This is a genomic window from Streptomyces sp. NPDC060031, assembly GCF_042736805.1.
GTDB lineage: Bacteria > Actinomycetota > Actinomycetes > Streptomycetales > Streptomycetaceae > Streptomyces.
Map to the genome: position 1 here is coordinate 1 of NZ_JBHWVM010000077.1, position 21,915 is coordinate 21,915.

The following is a 21,915-nucleotide window of genomic DNA, read 5'->3' on the forward strand; positions in this document are numbered from 1 at the left end:
GTGATCACATACTTCGTCCCCCTGCCCTGCCCCTTTTTACGGGCGCCCGCTGCATGTTGATGGGCCCGCGCGACCGTGGAGTCGACCGACACCAACCAGTCGATGTCACCGGCCGCGTCCTTCTCCGCCTGAACTGCGGCCAGCATCTGCGTGAACGTGCCGTCCAGCGCCCACCTGCGAAAACGCGTGTACAGAGTCCGCCAGGACCCGTACCGCTCCGGTACATCACGCCACGCCGACCCTGTCCGCAGCTTCCACACGATCCCGTTCAGCACCTGCCGGTCGTCCAACCGAGGCCGCCCCGACGACGACCGCGGCAACAACGCGGACAACGCTTCCCACTCCAGATCCGACAGCTCATGACGACGCACCATGCAACACATGATCCCCCATCAGAACCCTTTGAAGACACTGCCTAGTCGCGGCCCGCGCGTTCGTAGAGTGCGCGGACGGCGGCGTCGAAGCGGCTGCTGTAGGAGGTCTCCTCGTCGCCTCCGCCGTCGCGGCCGCCGATCACCCCGATCAGGGTGCGGTCACCGGTCAGCACCGGGCCCCCGCTGGTGCCGTTGGGTACGTCCGCGCAGTCCAGCCGCAGCTGCGAGGGCCCGGCGGCGACGGCATTGTTGCGGCACTCCAGCGGCTCCTCGGCCGTGTTCGGGTAGCCCATGAGCCGGGCGGGCGCCGGGAGCGGGGCCCCGAAGCGGATGGCCCCGGCGGCTCCGACGGCGTCCTCCAGCCGCTGTCCGGGGTGGCCGGGGCGGCGCATCCGCAGGAAGGCCACGTCGTGGTCGGGGTCCCGGCCGGTCACCCAGCGGGGGTCCACGTCGATCCGCGTCGGCACCCAGACCCCGTACGGGAGGAAGCCGTCGCGGTAGCCCGGGCCGAAGGCGAGGTTCGTGCGGAAGCCGCCGTCGTGCACACAGTGCGCGGCGGTGGCGATGAGGTCGCCGCCGGGGGAGTGGACCACGCTCGCCGAGCAGTGGTGGTCGGGGTCGCCGTCCTCGCCGGGGGAGAACAGCGCGCCGACCGCGGGATCGGCCGGGGCGGGCCGGGCCTCCAGCGGGTCGGAAGGCTGCCAGCGCACGGACCCCCGGTGCTCGGGGCCGCCGCCGGGCACCGGACCGGTGTCGCCGTCGCCCGGCGGCAGGCCTTCCTGGGCCATGCCGTCCAGTACGGCGGAGGCCGTGTCGTCGGCGGCCCCGGGGTCCTGCGCGTAGCTGCCCCGTACGGGATCGCCGTCGTCGAGGAAGGCGGCGAGGGCGCGCAGCTCCCACACGTAGCCGGCGCCGCCGAGGAGCAGGACGCAGCAGAAGCCGGCGAACACGGAGGCCCGTACGGCCCGCCCGCGGACCTTGGTGAACATGCGGCACTCCCGTTCCGGAGACTGGTGCGACTCCTCGTTCGATCTTCCTTGGTCCGATGCGGAGGGCGCGGGCCGGGGTTCCGAAAACGGAACGTGTTCGTCCTCACAGTACCCGGGCCGCCATCCCCCGTCCTTCCGCATGTCACCCAACTCCCGTACGCTCCAGCCGACTTGAGCCCAACTGGGGCGACGGGGCGGACGGGAGCCGAAAGTATGAGATTGCGGAAGCGGATCACGGGCGTCGTGACGGCGGGGCTGACGGCCGTGGCCCTCGCGCTGGGCGCGGCCCCGGCGGGAGCGGCCCCTGCGGGAGTGGCAGCCGGTCCCTCCTATGCGGGGGCCACCGGCGTCGGCGTGCACAACGCCTACGAGAAGACCAAGTACCCCTACTTCGCGGACGCCCTGGACTCCGGCGCGGCCATGCTCGAACTCGACGTGTGGACCAACTTCTTCGGCAGCTCCTGGCGGGTCTCCCACGACAACCCGTTCGGCAACGACAACAACTGCGAGAACGCCGCCACCCCCGCCCAACTGCGCACCAAGTCCCGCAACCAGAACCTCGCCGGCTGCCTCTCCGACATCCGCAGCTGGCACGACGCCCACCCCGGCCACCGCCCGGTCATCCTCAAGATGGAGCTCAAGGACGGCTTCGCCGCCAACCTCGGGCGCGGTCCCGCCGAACTCGACGCGCTGCTCGGCTCCAAGCTCGGCGACGCCCTCTACCGGCCCGGGCAGCTGGCCGCCGGGTACCCCGACCTGGACACGGCCGCCCGCGCCGGCGCCTGGCCCGCCCGCGCCGACATGGCGGGAAGGTTCCTCGTGGAGCTGATCCCCGGCACCGTCGAGGAGGGCAACAGCGCCGACAAGCTGTGGACCGACCGGGAGTACGCCGAGCACCTGCGCTCCCTCGCCGGCTCGGGCCGCCTCGGCCAGGCCGCCGCCTTCCCGGCCGTGCACCGGGCAGAGGCGGGGGACCCGCGCGGGCGCTACGCCGACGCCACGATCCGGCCCTGGTTCGTCATCTTCGACGGGGATGCCGGCGCGTACGCGGGGGGCGCCGTCGACACCGCCTGGTACGACCGCAACCACTACCTGCTGATCGCCACCGACGCCCACAACGTCGCCCCGGCCATCGACGGCACCCGGCCCACCGAGGCCCAGGCGCGCGAGCGCGTCGCACTGATGGCCGCGCACCACGCGTCCATCGCCTCGGCGGACTGGTACCCGCTGCCGTCGGTGCTGGCCACCGTCCTCCCGCGAGGCTAGTACCCCTATTGCGCATAGATTGCAACGCTCCGCACACCCTCACCATCGACCAATCCGCGCCGCTGGAGTACGCCTGGCTCAACCCGGGCCGGCAGATCCGTTCCGGCGCGGCCACGGCGCACCGAGTATTCTTGCGGCGTGACGATGCGCGAGACCGTCGGTGTGGGCGTGGGTGTGGGTGTGGGTGTGGGTGTGAGTACGGACGCGATGCTCGAGGACCTCAGGACGCTCGTGGAGGTCGAGTCCCCGTCGCGCGATACCGAGTCCTTGACGGCATCGGCCAAAACCGTCGCCGCCGTCATCGAGAGCCGCCTCGGCGGGCAGGCCCTCCTCATCGACAGCGAGGCCGGACCGCACGTCCACTGGTCGGCCGGCGGCGATCCCAAGGTGCTGATCCTCGGTCACCACGACACGGTGTTCCCGCTCGGCACCCTGGAGCGCCGCCCGTTCAAGGTCGAGGGCGGGCACGCGACCGGCCCCGGGGTCTTCGACATGCTCGGGGGTCTGGTGCAGGCCGTTCACGGCCTGGCCGCGCTCGACGACCGGTCGGGCGTCGAGATCCTGGTGACCGCCGACGAGGAGGTCGGCTCCCGTACGTCCCGTGCCCTCATCGAGGAACGCGCCCTCGCCTGCGGCGCCGTGCTCGTGATCGAGGGCGCCGCCGACGGCGGAGGCCTGAAGACCGGGCGCAAGGGCTGCGGCACCTTCCAGGTCTCCATCGCGGGCCGGGCCTCGCATGCGGGCCTCGAACCCGCGGCCGGGGTCAACGCCCTGATCGAAGCGGCACACCAGGTACTGGACATCGCCGCGCTCGGCCGGCCCGAGGCCGGCACCACCGTCACCCCGACCGTCGCCTCCGCGGGAACGCTGGACAACGTGGTTCCCGCGGAGGCGACCGTCATCGTCGATGTCCGCGTCGAGTCGGGCGACGAGAAGGAACGCATCGAATCCGCCTTGGCCGCGCTGGCCCCGCATCTCGACGGGGCACGGATCGCGGTCGAGGGATCCATCGGCCGGCCCCCGATGCCCGAGTCGGCGTCGGCCGAGCTCTTCGCGGTGGCGAGGAAGCTGCTGCCCGGTCTCGAAGGCAAGGCGGTCGGCGGCGCCAGCGACGGCAACTTCACCGCCGCACTGGGCGTACCGACCCTCGACGGCCTCGGAGCGGTCGGGGGCGGTGCGCACGCCGACCACGAGTACCTCGTCGTCGAGGCCATGGCCGAGCGGGCGCACCTCGTCGCCGCACTGGTGAGCGCGATTACGGGGACGGGCTCACCTGCACCGTGGTGAGCGCACCGCCCGAGGCCTCCTTCAGTACCGTGATCCGGGTGCCCGTGTCCGGGACCTTGACCCCGACCTGCGGCAACTCCGCGTTCCAGTAGGAGCCGTGGCGGTCGTCGAAGACGGAGACCCCCGGCCGCGCCGGGACCACGAGCGGGGTCCCGGCCTTGTGCAGGACGATCCGGTCGCTCTTGCGCAGTGAGAACGTCGCGTCGAAGGTCTGGGCGCGGGCGTTCAGCAGCGACCCGTCCGTGAACTTCAGCGGCTCCGGACGGGCGTCGACCGGCAGGAGCAGCCCGGAGCCCGGGTGCGCCTTGGTGGTGTTGTCGCTGTACGCCGTGTCCCAGAGCCAGATGAGCACGCCCTGCTGGTACGGGTAGAACTCCACCTTGTCGCCGGTGAAGCCGAAGTTGTACGGGCCGGTCCGCAGCTGCGCGCCGTAACCGGTGTAGCGGCGGTTCTCCACGAAGTACGCCCGCGGGTGCTGCTCGCTGCCCGTGCGGCCCTGCGTACGCGACCACTTGACGGCCGTCCAGCCGTTCGCGCCCTGCTCCGCGCCGTCGTGCAGCAGCTCCCGGTCACCCGCCGTGATCCGGACGTCGTCGAAGGTGACGCCCTTGCCGTGGGTGTTGCTGTCCGAGGTGACGCGCAGGCGCAGTTGGACGTTCGTTCCGGCGAACCGGTCGAGCGGCACGGACAGTCGGGCCCAGCCCGCCGAGGTGCCCGTGACGCCCTTGGGGGCGATCGCCGTCCCGTTCACCGTGCCCGGCAGCGGCGTCCAGATGGTCCCGCCGTCGGCGGAGGCCTCGACCGTCAGGTAGTCGAAGTCCTGCTCGATGTCGTACCAGACCCGCGCGTCCAGCCGGGCCGCACCCGCGCCCGGCTCCACCGCGGTGAGGTCCGCCGTACGGGTGAGGGTGTTGTCCATGAAGTCGCCGGTGCCGCTCCACCATTGGGCGGAGCCCTCGTACGGGTCGGTCAGCTCGGTCGTGGTCACCGAGGGCGGCAGGTGCACCAACAGGGCCTGCGGGTCATCCGTGTTGTACGCCGAGACCCCGAGCGTGGCGCGTGTCCTGCGGCCCGCGTCGGCCTCCGTGTACTCCAGCCAGCCCAGCTGGAGCTTGCTCCACGGGTCGAGGTCCCCGGGGTACTCGCCGGTCGCGCCCGGCCCCTTGGCAAGGTAGGAGCCCGAGGACATCAGGGACCAGAAGTTGACGCTGTTGTCCCCGTCCGAGCTGTACAGGTCCGGCAGGCCCAGGTCGTGCCCGAACTCGTGCGAGAAGAGGCCGGCCCCGCTGTTCTCGCCGCCGGTCAGGTAGTCACCCGCCCAGATGCCGGTGTCGCCGACCGGGGTGCCGCCCGCCTTGTTCCCCGCCGGGCCCGCGCTTCCGGCCTGGTTCCAGTAGGCGAACCAGCGGTGCGCCCAGACGGCGTCCTTGCCCTGCGCGCCGCCGCCCCAGGTCTGGTCCTTGCCCGCGTGGACGACCACGAGGTGGTCGAGGTAGCCGTCCGGCTCGTCGAAGTTGCCGTCGTGGTCGGCGTCGTAGCGGTCCCACACGTCGTACTCGGCGAGCTGCGCCTTGATCTGCTCGGGCGTACGGCCCTTCGCGCGCTCCGCGTTGTACCAGGCGTCCGTGGCGTCCCGGATCATGTCCCAGTTGGTGCGGCACTGGCCGGGCTCGGAGCAGTTGTCCGTGCCGTAACGGGCTTCGTTCCAGGGGAGCTTGACCCAGTCGCTGACCGTGCCGTCCATGTCGTAGCGGCCGGACGACTGGAGCCGGTAGTAGGACCGCATCGAGGCCGACCCGGGGTCGGTGGAGAAGAACTGCCGCTGGTAGAAGGACCGGTCGAAGTCACGCCGCCACAGGGTGTGGTTGTCGTCCTTGGCCGGCTTGCCGATGGTGTCGTGGAGCGGGCCCGGGGTGCCGCCGAAGCGGGGCTTGCCCTCGAATTCGGTGGTCGTGTCCACCTGGTCGCCGAACTCGGCGAGGATGACGAAGACCTTGTCCTTGCGCTCCTGGGCCAGTTCGACGTACCGCTTGCCGATCTTGGCCTGGCGGGGCAGCGTGCCGTCGGCTTCGGCCCGCAGGCCGTCCGGGCCGCCGGCCGCGACGGATTCGAGGACCTGGCGGCGCAGGGCCTGGCGCTGCGCCTCCAGGGGCGCGGGCGGCGGGGCGGCGGCGTGTTCGGCCTGCTGCTGGCCGCCGGGAGGCGGGGTCGGGGGTGCGGTGGCGGCGAGGGCGGGGGAGGCGAGGAGGGCGAGGGATATCGCCGCTCCCACCGCAGCGAGTCTGCGACGCAACGTGGTCGACCTTTCCGGGAGTTCAAGTCGAAGCGTCGGTAATATTTCACATGTGACAGGTCATGGATAGGTCCGGCGCACCCGCGGGCCACGCTCGCGCTCGCCGACGGCCTCACCATCGCCGCGAGATCTGAACTCCCGTTTCCCTGCCCTCTCTTCGCCGACCGGCGCTATCGTGCCGAGCGGGGGAAAAGCGTACGAGGGGGCGGGGCCGCGATGCGTTTTCTTTTTGTTCACGGGACCGGGGTGCGGCGCGAGCGCCACGAGACGCTGTTCGCACTGGTCAAGGGCGGGCTGACCGCCAGGTTTCCCGGCGCGGCCGTGGACTCCTGCTTCTGGGGGGACCGCTTCGGCGCCACCCTCGGCGCGGGCGGCCGGTCCGTGCCGGGCCTGGGCGCTCCCGGTGACCCGGCCGCGCCCGACGCGGCGGACGCCGAGGCGGCCGAGTGGGCGCTGCTGCTCGCCGACCCGCTGTGCGAGCTGCGGGTGCTGGCCGAGGCGGGCTGGGGCACCGGGCCGGACGAGGGCGACGGCTTCGGGATGCCCGGGGTGCAGTCCGCCGGAGCCGGAGTGCTCCAACTGATGGACCGTCTGGCGGAGTTACCGGCTGCCGTGCCCGAGGGTGGCGAGCAGGCCGCCCTGCTGCGCGGCACGGGACTCGCCGCCGGGTTCCCCGCCGCACTGGAGGCCGTAGCCGGCTCCTCGGAGGCGGCCCGGGCCGGCGAGCGCGCCACCGGGCAGCCGCAGGCCCGGGAGCTGGCCACCGCCCTGGCCCGCGCCGTGACCGCGGCCGCGCTCGCCTCCGCGGGGGCCGAGGCCGACTGCACCGCCGTCGAGCGGGACCGCCTCGTCGAGCTGCTGACCACCCGCCTCGGCGGCGACGCTCGCGTGCCGGGAGCCCGCGCCGCCGCGGTGCTGGGCCGGCTCGCCCTTCGGGTCACCACCCAGCCGCTCCTCAACGCCTGGCGGCCCTCGCTGACCGTCGGCGCCACCCCCGCGCTCGGGGACATCCTGCGCTACCAGTCCCGGGGTGCGGACCTGCGGGAGTTCCTGCACGCGCGGATCACCGCCGAGCCCGGGCCGACCGTACTCATCGGCCACAGTCTCGGCGGCATCGCCCTCGTGGACCTGCTCGCGCTCGCCGCCGCACGCGGTGAGCCCGTGCCCGGAGTGGAACTCCTCGTCACCGTCGGCTCGCAGGCCCCCTTCCTCTACGAGCTCGGCGCCCTCACCGGGATCGCGCCCGGCACCAGACTCCCGTACGCCTTCCCGCACTGGCTCAACATCTACGACCGCCAGGACGTGCTCTCGTACCTCGCGGGCCCCGTCTTCCCCGGCGATCCGCGCGTCAGCGACCACCGGATCACGAGCCGGCAGCCCTTCCCCGCCTGCCACAGCGCCTACTGGAAACAGGCTGCCCTCTACGAGCGCATCGAACAGGCGGTGGCCGAGGCGGAGATCGGGTGAGCCGGGCCGACTTCCTGCCCCCGAACTTGGGGCCCGGGCGCACCTTCGCGCTCGTCGCCGGCGTCGAGAAGTACGACATCAGCCACGGCTGGGACCTGAACGGCCCGGCCCGGGACGCCATGCGGTTCGCCCAGTGGCTGACCGGGCCGGGAGAAGTGCCGCCGGAACACGTACGGCTGCTGCTCTCCCCGCTCGAACCCCGTGCGCTCGACTGGTCGGCGTCCCCGGGCCTGGCCGCGCTGCAGGGGACGTACCGCCCGGCCACCGAGGCCAACGTCACATCAGTGCTGTTCGACGAACTCCCCAAATGTGACGGCGACCTGCTCTGGATCTTCTGGGCCGGGCACGGCTTCCTGGACCGCAGCCGGGAGCTCATGCTGCCCTACGCCGACGCCCTCCCCGGCCGGATCCGCCACCTCAACCTCGACTCCGCGCTGCGCTGGTGGCGCACCGACCTGGTCGCGCACCGCCGGTTCCCCCTCCAGGCCAGCCTGGTGGACGCCTGCCGGGTCGACGCGCCCCGCGACACCCGGTGGAACTTCGGCAGCATGAACTACGGGGGCGGCGCCACCGTCCCGGGGCGCCGGCAATTCCGGCTCTACGCCTCCCGCGAGGGCGAAGCCGCGCAGAACGACTCCGAGCGCTCCGCGGGCCGCTTCACCGAGGCGCTGCTCGGCGAACTCGGCGCGCGGTCGGTCCGCGAGGGCGTCGCCGGGCTCGCCGGCGCCGCCCGGTCCATCCACCGCGGCTTCGAGGAGCTGCGCGAGCGCGGCGAGGGCTGGCAGCTGCCGCAGTTCGTGGTGGACCGGGACTGGGACGCCTGCTCCTTCCTCGACGAGGACCCGCCCGATGCCCTCCCGCCGCGCGCGGCTCGGCTGGACCAGCGGGCCTGGGACGAGCTCGGTGACCTCTTCGAGGGCCGTGACCTGCCCCGATGCGGGTACGAGGCCTACGCGTGGGCGTTCAAGGTGGCCGGCTGCACGACGCCCGTGCAGGGCGGTCTGCCGGGGGACACCCTGCTGGAGGTGGTCCAGGACCTGGACGAGCGGCTGGGCGGCCGCGGCGGGCTGCCGCTCGCGGTGCCCTTCGTGCGGTTCCTCGCCGCGCGGGCCGGGGCGAGCGACGCCGCGTGGTCTGCCCGGCTGGGCGGCTGGGTGCACGCCACGCGGGAGCGCCTGGCGCTGCCCGCGCTGCCGCCACCGCCCGCGCCGCCGCTCAGTACGGTCCTGCACGTGCGGCTGGAGACCCCGCCGGGCGGCGAGGACGGCTTCCTGGCGCGGATGTGGCTGCGGCGCGAAGTCGCCGAACAGATCTGGGAGTCGCAGGCCGGGCCGGTCCGACTGGACGCCGTACGGGAGGAGCTCGTACGCCAACTCGCCCGCGTCGGGAGTGTGCCGGGCGCAGACGGCGAGGCCGGGCGGTCGCACGACGCGGTGCAGCGGATCGAGTTCCACGTGCCGTACGAGCTGTTGGAGTCGGACTTCGACCGGTGGCCGGTGCCGCGCGGGCGTGCCCCCGGACGCACCCGGGCCCTCGGCCTGCTCTACCAGGTGGTCGTGCGCTGCCCGCAGGAGCGCGAGGACAGCGTCGCGGAGTGGCGGACGAAGTGGCGCTGGCTGCGTGCCCAGGGAGGCCGGCACTCCGCAGCCGTCCGTGTGGTGGCCGACGCGGAGGTCACCGACGTCCTCGGGATGGAGCTGGGCGCCGGAGCGGCGCCCGCCTGTGTCCTCGCGCACACCTCGACCGCCGCGCGGACCGGCGCCCTGGTGGAGGCCGTGCTGGAGGGCGGGGTGCCGGTGGCGGTGTGGCGGCCCGGTGGCGGCGCGGCAGCTGGCGGGCTGGTGGAGCTGCTCGCGCCCGACGGCCGCCCGCAGCCCGGTGCGTTGGACGTACTGGCGCTGCCCGCCCGGGTGCGGGAGGTGCGCCGGGCGGCCGCCGGCATGACCGGCGGAGCCGAGGGCAACCGACAACTGGCCGCAGGTGCAGACCGGTTGGTGCTGTTGTGGGACGATCCCGACGACAAGCTCACCCTCCGGTCCCTGGCCTGATCCCGATGCCGACCTCATTGCCGACCCGACCCGACCCGACCCGACTCGACCCGACCCGACCCGACTCGACCCGACCGACCCGACCGACCCGACTCGACTCGACCCGACCCGACCCGATCCTGACCGACCGCTACACCCGATGATGGAGGAAGAGGCAGTGGCGAAGGACTGGTGGCTGTACCACGGGACCGGCGAGGCCGTCGAGCGCCGCGCCAGGCTGGCGGCCGGACCGCCGCCGCCCTGGCGGGATTTCACCGGCACCCCCGACCCGCAGTACGCGCCGCCCGGGTGCGAGGGCCCTGCCTGGGAGCGCACCTGGCGGCGCGGCGACGGGTACGTCCCCGACGGGCCCGAGAAGGACGTGGTCAACACCGCCCTGCACCTGCGCAGGCCGCTGCTGATCACCGGCAAACCCGGCGTCGGCAAGTCCACGCTCGCCTACAGCATCGCCTCCGACCTGGACCTGGGCCCCGTACTGCACTGGCCCATCACCAGCCGGACCGTGCTGCGCGACGGGCTGTACCTGTACGACGCGATCGGAAGGCTGCAGGAAGCGGGCCTGGAGCAGTTGCGCACCCCTGGGGCGGCCGCCGAGGGGCCGCCGACAGGCGGCCGAACCGCCGGACCGGGCGGCGGCGGGGCCGCCCCGGACGGGCTGCCGGCCGGGGCGGCCCCGTCGATCTCCCGCTACCTGCGCCTCGGCCCGCTCGGCACCGCGCTGCTGCCGCAGGACCGGCCGCGCGTCCTGCTCGTGGACGAGATCGACAAGAGCGACATCGACCTGCCCGGCGACCTCCTCACCGTCTTCGAGGACGGCGGATTCGCCATCCCCGAACTCGGCCGGCTGGCCAAGGAGGAACCGACGGTCGCCATCGGCACCGATGACGACCCCGACGCCGCCGTCCGGATCACCCAAGGCCGCGTGCAGTGCAGGTACTTCCCCGTCATCGTCCTCACCAGCAACGGCGAACGGGACTTCCCGCCCGCCTTCCTGCGCCGCTGCGTCCGCCTCCACCTGGACGCGCCGGGACCGGACAAGCTCGCCCGCATCGTGCGCCGCCGGCTGGGCGTGGACATCGAACTCAACGACGAGTACCAGGAGATCGTCCGGAGTTTCCTCGAACGGGCCGCGGACGGTGACCTCGCCACCGACCAGCTCCTCAACGCCATCCAACTGCGCCTGGCCGGAGCCTGGTCGGCCCCCGGGGACCGTGACCGGTTCCTCGCCACCGTCATGCACCATCTCACCGGACCCTCGGCGTGATCGAGAAGCTGCTCGCGGCGTTCGCCGAGGGCGCCGAGGATGCGGGGGGTGCCGGGGGCGGGGTCCTTCGCACCGGCGTCGGGGTGGAAGAGATAGCCGACATCCTGTGGCTGGCGGCCCGGGTGGACCCCCTCGCCGCCGCGCCCGAGGCCCCGATCACCGAGGCCCCGCCGCCCGCCCCGCGACCGGACTCCGACGACGCCGAACCGCCCCGGACCGCTGCCGACGGAGAACCGCTCGTCCGGCTCTTCCCGGGCCCCGGCCGCGACCACGCCGACACCGGCTCGGACTCCGACTCCGGCTCCGCCGCCGCTCCGGCGGCCGGGGTGCGCCGGGGATCACCCCTGCGCCTGCCCCGCGCGGTCTCCCTGGACGACCCCCTCGCCCTGATGCGCTCCCTGCGCCCCGTCGGCCGGCGCTCCATCGGCGGCCCGGGGGAGGAGCTGGACGAGCAGCTCACCGTGGAACGCAGCATCGAGCGGATGGTGCCCACCCCGGTCCTGCGCCCCGCCGAGAGCCGCTGGCTGGACCTGGCCCTGGTCGTGGACACCCACCACTCGATGCTGCTCTGGTCCGACCTGGTCGAGGAGCTGCGCGGGGTCTTCACCCGCAGCGGTGTCTTCCGCGACGTGCGCACCTGGCAGCTCGCCGGCACCGGCCCCGGCGGCGCCCCGATGGTCGCCCGCGCCCGCGGCGGGCCGCCCCGCAACCCGCTGGAGCTGGCCGACCCGGCGGGGCGCCGGCTGATCCTCGTGCTCTCCGACACCGTCGCGGCGGGCTGGCGTGAGGCGCCGCTGCAGGGCCTGCTCCGGCACTGGTGCGCGCACAACGCCGTGGCCGTGCTGAACGTGCTGCCCGAACGGCTCTGGACGCGCGGCGCCGTCCGGCCCGTGCCGTACGCCGTGCGGGCGGACCGGCCCGCCGCCGCCACCCGATCCTGGCAGCGGGTCCCGGTGGTCCGGCGGGGGCGCGGGCGCGGGCCGGTGGTCCCGGTGGTGGGGATCGCCTCCGGGAGCCTGGCCCGGCTGGTGCGGGTGGTCTCGGGGGACGGGCGGTGGCGGCGGCTGGCCTGCCTGCGCCTGGACGCGGAAGCCGCGCCCGCGTCGACGTACGAGAAATCGCCGGGCGGCCCCGGTCCGGCGCGGGCCCTCGCGAGCCCTCTGGAGGTGGTGGAACGCTTCCGGCAAAACGCCTCGCCCACCGCGCAGCAACTCGCCGCGCACCTGGCCGCCGTACCGCTGACCCTGCCCGTGATGACCCTCGTACGCCGCTCCCTGCTGCGGGACTCGGAGCACGGCCACCTCGCGGAGGTCGCCCTCGGCGGGCTGTTCGCTCCGTGGGGCGCCGAACAGGAGGCGCAGGACGCCGAGTTCGAGTTCCTGCCCGGTGTACGGGAAGCCCTGCTCGGGTCGCAGCTGCGCGGCGACGTGGCCGCCGTGCGGGAGTTGGTCCGGCGCCGCGTGTGGGAGTTCATGGCCCGCAACCGGACGGGCGGCCGGGACTTCTCCGCGACCCGGGTCACCACGGGTGCCGAGGGCCGCCGTGAAGTGGCCGCCGGAGCCCAGCCGTTCGCCGTGGCAGGGGGCCCGCTCGCGGACCCGGGGCTCGGCGGCCGGGTGGTACGGGTCCGCTTCGAGCCCGTGCCGGAGCCGCAGGAGGTCGGCGTACTGCTCTCCCCCCGGATGGTCCTGACGGTCGGCGACGCCCGGCTGGGCCGCGGCGCGGTGGCGTGGGTCCGGTCGGGCGACCGCGAGATCGCCTGCCGCTCGGTGTGGTGGGACGAGGCGGCGCCCCGGGTGTTCCTGTTGCTGGCGGTGGAGGACCTGGTCGATCCGGCGACCTGGGCGGAGCTGCGATGGGGGGCGCAGCCGGACGGGGGGGAGGGAGCCGCGCCGGTGCGGCTGCGCGTGGACGGTTCGAACGACCAGGGGGAGCCCATCGCACTGACCGGCGAGATGATCCCGTCCTCAGGAGAGCGCAATGGGGAGCTCATCCGGCTCTCCGCCGAGCCGGACGCCTGGACCCACTACGGGGGCGCCCCGGTCTCCCGTGACGGGGAGCTGATCGGCGTCGTCCACAGCGTCTGGCCCGACCGCATGGTCTTCCTCACCGGGCAGGCTCTGGCCGAACAGCGGGACTTCCGCGAGGTGATGGCGGCGCATACGCAAGCCCAGCGGGAAACGACCCGGACGGCCGCGGGGCCGGGGGCCTGCCTGGCGCTGCACGCGGAGGTCGCCATGGGGCCGAGGGGACGGGAGGTGACCTCGGACCTGATCGAGCAGCTCGTGCGGGTCATGGCCGACATCGGTATGACCGGCCGATTCGCCGCCGTGGTCGAGACGGACCTGCTCGTCGCCGTGGAAGGGCCGCGGGCCCTGGGGAAGGTGGCGCGACTGCTCGCCGAACTTCCGGACGTCGTGGCGCGGTTGACGGCCGGCTCCGCCGGATGGGTCCTGGCCTTGGGGGTGGCGGTCGCCCTGGGGGAGGTTCAGACGGGCGCGGAAGGGGTGAGCGGGCCGGCGGTGGCCGATGCCCGCCGGCTCGTACGGCATCCGCGGCTCGGGGAGCGGCTACGGGATCCGGCCCCGGGGGAGTCCGTGGCCCTCGTGCTGTGTGAGCCGCTGGACCGGATGGGCGACGTCCTGTCGATCCTGATGCGCCGCCTGGAGCCGCGCGAGGACGGGCCCGCCGGGTGGCTGTGCCTGAACGGCGTCGTCGAGACGGCGCGGATCCTGCTCGACGCCGATGTCATCGCCGACGTGGATTCCATCGACTGGCCGCACTGCGGTCAAGGGGCCACCGAGGCGGAGCCGACCGGGTGCATCGGCATCCGGCTGCCGGGGTACCCCCGGTGCCTCGCCCATGCGTCCGAGGCCGAGCAGGCGGAGTACCTCGCGGCGCTCGGGGGCGCGGGTGCCTTGGTGGACCTGCGCGGCACGACCTTCGACAACGGGCTGCTCCAGCGCGTGCTGGATGCGGTGGTGGCGCCGGCCACGGGTCAAGTGCTGCTGGCGGATGTGGTGTTCGACCGGGCGTACTTCGCCGACGACTGGATCACGACGGGAGCCGTCTTCGAAGGCCGCGCCTCCTTCGACCGGGCCGAGTTCGCCGGCCGCGCCGTCTTTGAGGAGGCGGCCTTCCACGGTCCCGCCTCCTTCGCCTGGACCGTGTTCGGCAACGGTTGCGCCTTCGACCGGAGCAGGTTCGAGGGCACGGCCGGATTCCGCCGGGCGGCCTTCCGCGGTCCGGCCGGGTTCACCGGCGCCACCTTCAGAAAGGACCTCGACATGAACCGGGCGGTGCTGGACTCCTCGGCCGCCCTCGACCGGATGAGCGTCCTCGGGCCGGCGGACTTCACCCATGCGGTCTTCAGCGGGCTCACCGGAATGAGCGGGGTCGACTTCGCCGGCGTCTCCTTCGCGTTCGCACGGTGGGAGCGGCCCCTGGTGTCCACGGGCGGCCGGTTCAGAGGGACGGTGTCCTTCGCCGCCGCAGCCTTCGTCGACTTCCTGCGGTGGCGCGACACGACCTTCGAGCGCCGGGTCGACTTCGCGCGCGTGGCCATCGGCGGCGAAGCGCGCTTCGAGCGGGTCGACTTCATGGACGAGACGAACTTCCGGGCCGCCGCTTTCAACGGCCGGGCCCTCTTCGTGAACACGTCCTTCCACGCCGAAGCCGACTTCCGTGACTCTGTCTTCGCGGGACCCGCCGAGTTCACCGAGGTGGTCACCGCGCTCCCCTTCCAGCCGCCGGGTGAGTGGGAGGTGCTCAAGTCCCGTGCGGGCACCCGCAGTCTGCGCCGTAGCCCCGACCCGGCGCAGCCGCCGGAGGCCTGAGATACGGTGGCGGTCGATACCCGGGGGAGGGCACATGTCGGCCGATCGGCGCCACATCGAGTTCGAGTTCCTGCACAACTTCCGTGATCTGGGCGGCTACCGCACCGCCGACGGCCGTACCGTCGCGTGGGGCACGCTCTACCGGGCCGACTCGCTCGGGAAGCTGCGGGGCGCCGACTGGGACCGCTTCCTCGCCCTGGACATCCGTACGATCATCGACCTCCGCTACCCCTGGGAGATCGAGGCCAAGGGCCGGGTCCCGGAGCCGGAGCGGTTCACGTACGCCAACCTCAGCATCGAGCACCGGCCGTACGACCAGGCCGCCATCGACCCGGACATCGACCCCTGGCGCTACCTTGCCGACCGCTTCGCCGAGGTCGCCGAGGACGGCGTGGCGGAGATCCGCGCGGCCCTCGAACTCATCGCCTCCGACGCCGGCCCCACCGTGTTCCACTGCACCTCCGGCAAGGACCGCACCGGCCTGATCGCCGCCTTCGTCCTGACCCTGCTCGGCGTCCCCGACGACCGGATCCTGGCCGACTTCGCCCTCACCGAGCTGGCGACCGCCCGACTGCGGGCCGACTGGCAGGCCGCCAACCCCGGCCGCACCCTCACCTGGCCCGCCTACGGCCGCGCCCCGCAGACCGTACTCTCGCTGGTCCTCGCCGACCTCACCACCCGGTACGGCTCCCCGTCGCACTACCTCTCCGACCGCGTCGGCATCACCCCCGCGACCACGGACCGGCTCCGGGCCCGGCTGCTCACCTAGAACCTCCCGATCGCGCGCCGGACAGGACGGGCGTCCCGCCGCGGGGCCGGGGCGGCAGCAGGGTCAGGTGTTCCTCCCCGACCAGGCCGAAGCGGAGCGCGAGCGCGACGAGCGCCTCCCGCTTGCCGTTGCGGCGGCTGCAGCGCCCCGGGCCTTCGGCCGGTTCGGCGAGGCGGAGCTTGTCGCCCGCGAGGTAGTCGATGTGCGAGCTGACCGCGCGGGCGGTCAGCTGTCCGAACTCCGGGTGGCTGCGCAGCCGTTCGACGACCTGGGGCGTGGTCGGGACGGCGATGGCCGACTCGTCGCGCAGCCGCGGCTCGCACAGCGCGACCAGCACCAGGAAGTACGCGGCGGTCTCGTCCAGGGAGTACGCCGTGAGCGTGCGGGTTCCCCACGGACCGCCCACCCCGGGGCGGTCGAGGTAGAGGTGTCCGGGCGCGAACACCTGGAAGCTGACCGCCGCCCCCCGCCCGGGCAGCACGACGCGGGCGAACTCGAAGGGGATCGGAGCCGCCGCCCGGCGCGGCGGCACCCTCAGGTACTCGCCCGCCCCCTCCGGGTTCTCCACGAGGTAGCTCTGCGTCGGGCTGTGGTTGGTGAGCTGCCAGTGGTCCTGGGTCACCCGGATCTCCCCGGCGAGCCGGGAGACCGCGGGGTCGCGGAGCCGGAGCTCGACCGGGACCGTGTCCGAGCCCCGGCCGAACCGTACGACTTCCCCCGGCCCGAGCCGCATCGTCACACCGAGCCCGGCGCCGGCCCCGGCTCCCACCCCGGCTCCGTCGCCGTCAGCCCCGGTGGTGTCCCCCGGGACATGGATCACGACCCCGCTCATCGTCGTCCCCTCCTCCTCGTACTCCTCGTACTCCTCGTCCGGCTACGGCCTGATGCCGTCGTACTGCAGCACCCGGTAGGCCGACTTCCCCACCACGTCCCACTGCGACACGATCAGGGTCAGGGACGTGGGGCTCGCGCTGCCGGGGTGGATGTACCCGCCGTAGAGGAAGGGCAGTTGCGGCCTGCCCCAGTGGTGCGGCGGGCGGCCATCGCCGACGACCTGCGGGGTGGGGGCGCTCCACCCGGCGTCCGGCCGGGGAGCGGTGCGCGTACAGATCGAGTAGTCGTCGACGTCGAAGTAGCTCATGCAGTACGTGCCGCCGATCCGCTTGACGGAGAACTCCCCGATGTTGTGCCCGGAGAGGATGGCCGACGGCCCGACCGCCGTGGTCCACTGCCAACGGCCGTCGAGATAGGCCCAGTTCCGTTGGGCTCCGAAGTTTCCGGCGCGGAACTCGTCGGGCCGGATGCGGAACAGCTGGATCGCTCCGCCGTCGCCCCAGTTGCGGTGGCTGCCGTTCCAGCGCTTGGAGAAGATGTACAGCCAGCCGTCGGGGTCGATGCCCGCGAAGGACCACATGCCGTACATCGACTGGTTCGCGCCCTGGACATCGCCGGGCCAGTGGTAGGGGTAGTCGTTCCAGGTGATGCCGTAGTCGTCGGAGTAGGCGACGCCCGACATCAGGGAGCCGTCGTAGCCGTGGGGCGGATCCCAGGTGGTCACGGAGGTGTACTGGATGTAGGTGCGGCCGCCGAATTCGATGCAGTCGTTGGGGATCCGGCTGGTCTCGTAGCCGAAGCCGTTGTCCTGGTTGTGCTGGTAGTCGAACAGCTGCCGGGCGTCGCCGCCGGTGGGCATGGCCCAGGTGAACGGGATCGGGGTCCTGCCCGAGGCGTCGAATTCGGCCTGGTTCAGCATCACGGGGCAGCCGAGGGTGGGACCGCCCAGGGCGGGTTCGGGCCATGCGTCGCCGAAGACGTAGCCCCAGGTGTTGTCGTGCTCCCGGTGGTACGGGATGGCCAGGTCGCCGGAGCCCAGCCCCTGCGCGCTGGCGGAGTCGCCGGGCCGCTCGCACAACGGCGTACCGGTCTGGAGCAGCCGCCCGGCCGGGGCCTGCCGGCCGACGGCGAGCGCGGTGCCGGGGGCGGCGCCGAGCAGCCCGGCCCCGAGGGCGAAGCCCATGCCGGCCTTGATTGCCGGCCGACGGGTGGTGTCGTGGCGTTCCGGCTGCGAGGGGATGGGCATGGTGAGATCCTCCGGGTGTGTCGGGGGCCGGGACCCGTCGTCCGTTGAAGCGTGGCCCCCGCACGGAGTATTTGTAGAGTGAGTTTCTAGACAATTATTCTAGAAAGACGCCGTGGGGGCGCCGAGCTTCCGGTGCGGGTGGGTTCGTTCACCTCAGGGTCGAGACGTCGATCACGAAGCGGTAGCGCACGTCGGAGGCGAGGACGCGCTCGTACGCCTCGTTGATCTTCTCGGCGCGGATGACCTCCACCTCGGCGCCGATGCCGTGCTCGCCGCAGAAGTCCAGCATCTCCTGCGTCTCGCCCATGCCGCCGATCAGCGAACCGGCGTACGACCGCCCCTGCATGATCAGCGAGAACACGCTCAGCGACAGCGGCTCGGCGGGCGCGCCGACGTTGACCATCGCGCCGTCCACGGCCAGCAGCCCGAGGTAGGCGTCGAGGTCGAGTACGGCGCTCACCGTGTTGACGATGAGGTCGAAGGCCCCGGCGAGCGTCTGGAAGGTCTCGGGGTCGCTGGTGGCGTGGTAGTGGTCGGCGCCCAGGCGCAGGCCGTCGTCCATCTTCTTCAGCGACTGCGACAGCACGGTGACCTCCGCGCCCATCGCGTGCGCGATCTTGACGGCCACGTGGCCGAGGCCGCCCAGCCCGACGACGGCGACCTTCTTGCCGGGGCCGGCGCCCCAGCGGGCCAGCGGCGAGTACGTCGTGATGCCGGCGCACAGCAGCGGCGCGGCCTCCTCCAGTGCGATGGCGTCGGGGATCTTGACGACGAAGTCGTCGTTCACGACGACGTGGGTGGAGTAGCCGCCCTGCGTGAGGGTGCCGTCCTTGCCGATCGAGCCGTAGGTGAGGGTGTTGCCCTTGAGGCAGTACTGCTCCCTGCCCGTACGGCAGTTGGCGCACTCGCGGCAGGAGTCGACCATGCAGCCGACGCCGACCCGGTCACCGGCGACGTACGCGGTGACCTCGGGGCCGACCTCGGCGACGACGCCCGCGATCTCGTGGCCGGGAACCACGGGGTAGGTGGCCTCACCCCATTCGCTGCGGACGTGGTGGATGTCGGAGTGGCAGATGCCGGTGTACTTGATCTCGATGAGGACATCGTGCGGGCCGACGTCGCGGCGCTCGATGGTGGTCGGTGTGAGCGGATCGGTCGCCGATGTGGCGGCGTACGCGTTGACGGTGAGCATGTCGTCTCCAGTGGTCGGTATGACAGCGCCCTCCACAAGCCTCCCGCGCAGGTCACGGCTCCGCCACGCCACTGCGGCAGCCGCACGGCGGCACCGCCGCTGAACAGCCTGTTCTTCTGTGGCGCACACGCTTGATCGACGCAGAGTGAGAACCGGCTACGGGCAGGGAACCTCACTGTCGGTGGCGACAGCGGTGATCGCCGCAGGAGGTGATCCGGTGAACTACCGACCGAGCGCGACCCTGGAGGGAGCGCGGGGGGTTCACGCTGGAGGCCATCTGCCCGTTCCTGATGGACGCCGACGGCCGGGGCTTCAGCATGGTGATCGGTTCAACGGCCGGTGACGGCCCAGACTCCAAGGGCCGCGTCTCCTACCCCGGCGGCATCGAGTTCACCACACCCGACCCGGCAAGACGATCAGCCGGAAGCCCTCGTTCATCCGCGTCATGCCGACGCCCGGCTACTCCGCGGGCGTCTCGGTCGACGGCCAGGCGCACTCCGATGTGTCGCGGTCCGCCGAGAGCCCGCAGCCGGTGCAGTGGGCCATTCTCCAGGGCGGTCAGCGGATGAGTATGTGGTCGTCGTCGGGCCGGTGGTCGCGGGAGCGGCGCAGGTCGGCGACCGCGTAGGTGCGTTGCAGCCAGCGGTCTGCTCCGTCGTAGCGGGGGCGGAAGGCGGTGCGGCCGTGCACGGTGACGCGGTTGTCGATGATGACCAGGTCGCCGGGGGTCAGGTGCAGGGTGCGGGCGGTCGCCTCGCAGGCGCTGCCGAAAGCTGTCAGTGCCGCGGTGGCTCGAGGCGTGAGCGGGGTGGTGACGAGTTGGGCCATGCGGATGTCGGGGTCCTCGACTGCTCCTGACAGCACGGGCCGGGGTGTGGCGGGGGGCGCACTCGCGGCGGTGCCGGGTCCGAAGGAGGGTGGTGGTGTGGTGATGAATTCCGGTGCGAACAGGGCTTGGCGGTTGGCTGGGGTGAGGAGGGGCAGCGCCTCACGGATGCCGGCGACGCGCATGCCGGCGATGCGGTCGTGGTCGGCGCGCAGGCACAGGAAGATCACATAGTCGGGTGGGTGGGGGTGGAAGCCGTTTTCGGTGTGGAAGGAGAGCGCTACCGATCCGGCGTTGCCGTGGAAGGTCTCCTGCCCGGGCACGGGCACGACGTCCTGTACGAGGGCGCCGGATTTCTCGGCACGGTAGGCGAGAGGATCGCCGAGCCCGCAGGCCACCATGGTGAGGACCGCGGCCGGGACGGTGGCCTGACGCTGGACCGAGCCGGGTATGGCCGGTGTGGCGGGCAGGGCCGGCTGATCGGTGGGCAGGCCGCCGATCACCAATGTGCCGTGCGGGCCGGAGTGTCGTCGAAACCGGCGTACCTCACGGCGCAGCAGTAGGGGGAGGTCCTCCCAGGCGTCCCGGGCCCGTGCCACCCACTGAGGGCTGTCGACCTGGTCGGGTCCGCCGGTGCACAGGGTGCGGGCTGTCTGTTCGCACGCTCCGGCATCGGACGGATCGAGTTCCCAGTCGGCGGCGACGGTGCTCTGGGTGGTGCCGGGCACGGTTTCGGGCATCCGGGATTCCTGTCGGTTGCGGGTGCTGGCGGACGGGTGAACTCACGCGTGGCGCAGGCCGGCGACGGCGTCGGCGATGTAGTGGTCCCCGAATCGGATCAGGGAGGCGTACTGGGCCGCGCGGCGGTGGCGCATGAGCCGTAGTTCGGCGACGGCGTTGTCGGGGCCTTCAGGCCTTTGAGCGATGGAACGGCGCAGATGCACCATCGAGTAAGCCAGGGTGACGTGCCGTTCACTGTCCACGAGGTCGGCTTCCAGGAGAGCGCCTCGTGCCTCGGCCAGCTCAGGGGCGCGGGCCGCAAGGTGCTGATATGAGTCGGGAACCACCGCCAGCAGGTCCTTCATCGCGGCCCGGAACAGCTTGTAGCCGCGATGCTGGCGCCCGCTCAACGGGACGTCCACCGACGGAGGCGCCATGGTGTGGCGTACGGCGGTCATGTAGTAATCGCTCGGGATGGTACTGGCGTGGGTCATGGCTGCCGGGAAACCACGCACGTACACGGTCGCGTCTGCCAGCCGCAGCAGCGCGGCATCGCGGTCACCGTGGCGCATCTGCCGGGTGGCGTCGGCCACGGCGACCGCGGCGCAGATGTTGAACAGGACGTGGACCTGGTGCCCGATGAGCCACCGCGCACTCCACACCCTCTCCAGCGGCGGCCCCGCACCAGGCTCGGGCAGGGCCACCGGCGGGACCAGGTCAGAGCCGGCGTTCGGCGCTGCGCCGGTGAGGTCGAGCACCGCCTGCCGCATCCCGGCCACCTCCAGCGCAAGGTCGGCGCCCGACAGCGGAGCATCACAGAGATCTTCCAGTCCGCGGTGGATGACCAGGGCGCCGTGCACGGCAGCCTGCTGATCCGACAGTTCCACCTCCCGGACCCGGAAGTATGACTGGCTGATCGACTCTGCCGGCACTCCCTCACCGGCCACGGCCGGAGCCAGAGCCGACAGCGCGCTCACCAACTCGCCGGTAACCGCAGTGGCCTGCCGCAGCACGGCGGTCCGCTCGACAGGCCTGGCGTGCGTTGCCACCCCGGCCAGCACGCGCGCGGTCCGCTTCGCCTCAGCTTCGACCCGCGGGCCCAGCGTCGGGGTGGGGCGCCCGCTTCGGGGTTCACGGAAGACGGCGACGGCAGGATGATCGACGATCTGATGTAAGCCCATGGTTGAAGTGTTTCGCCAAGAACACTCCACGCGAAACCTTGGCGCAAGTCAATTCCTGCGCTGTGCAAGCAAGTTGACGGCACGGACGCCCGCCTGGTCGCGCCTTTGCCCGCCTCCCTCCCGTACGCGATCAGTGACTCGGTCAAGCGCCTGGTACTGGGCCTCCCGGAGCACCGGCCCGCTGCACGCCGCATGAGCACGCACGGCAGCGTTCCCCAACGTCCGAAGGGAAAACCCCGCCCCTCACCACCGCTCGCTGATCGCCGCGAAACGCCTGGTCCTCCCCGGATCCGGCTTCGAGAACGCCGGGTGCCGGCGCGAGA

The 21,915-nt window shown here is 72.6% G+C and carries 15 protein-coding genes; 7 read left to right on the forward strand and 8 right to left on the reverse strand.

Features of this window, described 5'->3' with window-relative positions; genetic code table 11:
* Both ACFWB8_RS27850 and ACFWB8_RS27855 read right to left on the reverse strand, forming a co-directional pair.
* The coding region (locus ACFWB8_RS27850) for an IS5 family transposase (protein WP_385232805.1) at positions 1–374 on the reverse strand (374 nt) is incomplete at its 3' end.
* Positions 375–415: 41 nt separating this feature from the next.
* Positions 416–1,363 carry a trypsin-like serine peptidase gene (locus ACFWB8_RS27855; protein WP_385232808.1) on the reverse strand — a complete coding sequence of 316 codons (948 nt, stop codon included), beginning with the start codon at positions 1,361–1,363 and terminating at the stop codon, positions 416–418.
* A 213-nt stretch (positions 1,364–1,576) separates the two neighbouring features.
* On the opposite strand from ACFWB8_RS27855, the gene ACFWB8_RS27860 reads away from it, so the two are divergent.
* Together ACFWB8_RS27860 and ACFWB8_RS27865 are read left to right on the forward strand one after the other, a co-directional pair.
* On the forward strand, positions 1,577–2,629 hold the full coding sequence (locus ACFWB8_RS27860) for a phosphatidylinositol-specific phospholipase C domain-containing protein (RefSeq protein ID WP_385232811.1): 1,053 nt from the start codon (positions 1,577–1,579) through the stop codon (positions 2,627–2,629).
* A 144-nt stretch (positions 2,630–2,773) separates the two neighbouring features.
* A complete protein-coding gene (locus tag ACFWB8_RS27865; RefSeq protein WP_385232878.1) occupies positions 2,774–3,916 on the forward strand; it encodes a M20 family metallopeptidase in 1,143 nt (380 codons plus the stop codon).
* On the opposite strand, the gene ACFWB8_RS27870 is transcribed toward ACFWB8_RS27865, so the two are convergent.
* Positions 3,885–6,188, reverse strand: coding sequence for an immune inhibitor A domain-containing protein (locus tag ACFWB8_RS27870; RefSeq protein WP_385232814.1), 2,304 nt, complete (start codon positions 6,186–6,188; stop codon positions 3,885–3,887). The genes ACFWB8_RS27865 and ACFWB8_RS27870 overlap by 32 nt on opposite strands.
* A 237-nt stretch (positions 6,189–6,425) precedes the next feature.
* On the opposite strand from ACFWB8_RS27870, the gene ACFWB8_RS27875 reads away from it, so the two are divergent.
* From ACFWB8_RS27875 to ACFWB8_RS27895, 5 genes are all read left to right on the forward strand, one after another.
* On the forward strand, positions 6,426–7,676 hold the full coding sequence (locus ACFWB8_RS27875; RefSeq protein ID WP_385232816.1) for a hypothetical protein: 1,251 nt from the start codon (positions 6,426–6,428) through the stop codon (positions 7,674–7,676).
* Entirely contained in the window at positions 7,673–9,724 is a 2,052-nt protein-coding gene (locus tag ACFWB8_RS27880; protein ID WP_385232819.1) for a hypothetical protein, read from the forward strand. Before ACFWB8_RS27875 ends, ACFWB8_RS27880 begins: the two co-directional genes overlap by 4 nt.
* A 157-nt stretch (positions 9,725–9,881) precedes the next feature.
* Positions 9,882–10,988, forward strand: a complete 1,107-nt coding sequence (locus ACFWB8_RS27885; RefSeq protein ID WP_385232822.1) for an AAA family ATPase — start codon at positions 9,882–9,884, stop codon at positions 10,986–10,988.
* Entirely contained in the window at positions 10,985–14,824 is a 3,840-nt protein-coding gene (locus ACFWB8_RS27890; RefSeq protein WP_385232825.1) for an SAV_2336 N-terminal domain-related protein, read from the forward strand. The genes ACFWB8_RS27885 and ACFWB8_RS27890 overlap by 4 nt, the downstream gene beginning before the upstream one ends.
* Positions 14,825–14,858: 34 nt before the next feature.
* Entirely contained in the window at positions 14,859–15,593 is a 735-nt protein-coding gene (locus tag ACFWB8_RS27895) for a tyrosine-protein phosphatase (protein WP_385232828.1), read from the forward strand.
* Here ACFWB8_RS27895 and ACFWB8_RS27900 read toward each other — a convergent pair.
* The 5 genes from ACFWB8_RS27900 to ACFWB8_RS27920 all read right to left on the reverse strand — a co-directional run bounded on the left by ACFWB8_RS27900 (position 15,586) and on the right by ACFWB8_RS27920 (position 21,622).
* Complete coding sequence (locus tag ACFWB8_RS27900; protein WP_385232831.1) at positions 15,586–16,425, reverse strand: serine/threonine protein kinase; 840 nt, start codon at positions 16,423–16,425, stop codon at positions 15,586–15,588. The two genes, ACFWB8_RS27895 and ACFWB8_RS27900, sit on opposite strands and share 8 nt — an antisense overlap.
* 42 nt (positions 16,426–16,467) lie before the next feature.
* On the reverse strand, positions 16,468–17,673 hold the full coding sequence (locus ACFWB8_RS27905; RefSeq protein ID WP_385232834.1) for a DUF4185 domain-containing protein: 1,206 nt from the start codon (positions 17,671–17,673) through the stop codon (positions 16,468–16,470).
* Between the two features lie 148 nt (positions 17,674–17,821).
* Positions 17,822–18,865 carry an NAD(P)-dependent alcohol dehydrogenase gene (locus ACFWB8_RS27910; RefSeq protein ID WP_385232837.1) on the reverse strand — a complete coding sequence of 348 codons (1,044 nt, stop codon included), beginning with the start codon at positions 18,863–18,865 and terminating at the stop codon, positions 17,822–17,824.
* A 558-nt stretch (positions 18,866–19,423) separates the two neighbouring features.
* A complete protein-coding gene (locus ACFWB8_RS27915; RefSeq protein ID WP_385232840.1) occupies positions 19,424–20,431 on the reverse strand; it encodes a TauD/TfdA family dioxygenase in 1,008 nt (335 codons plus the stop codon).
* A 42-nt stretch (positions 20,432–20,473) separates the two neighbouring features.
* Complete coding sequence (locus ACFWB8_RS27920; protein ID WP_385232843.1) at positions 20,474–21,622, reverse strand: hypothetical protein; 1,149 nt, start codon at positions 21,620–21,622, stop codon at positions 20,474–20,476.
* Positions 21,623–21,915: the final 293 nt, after the last annotated feature.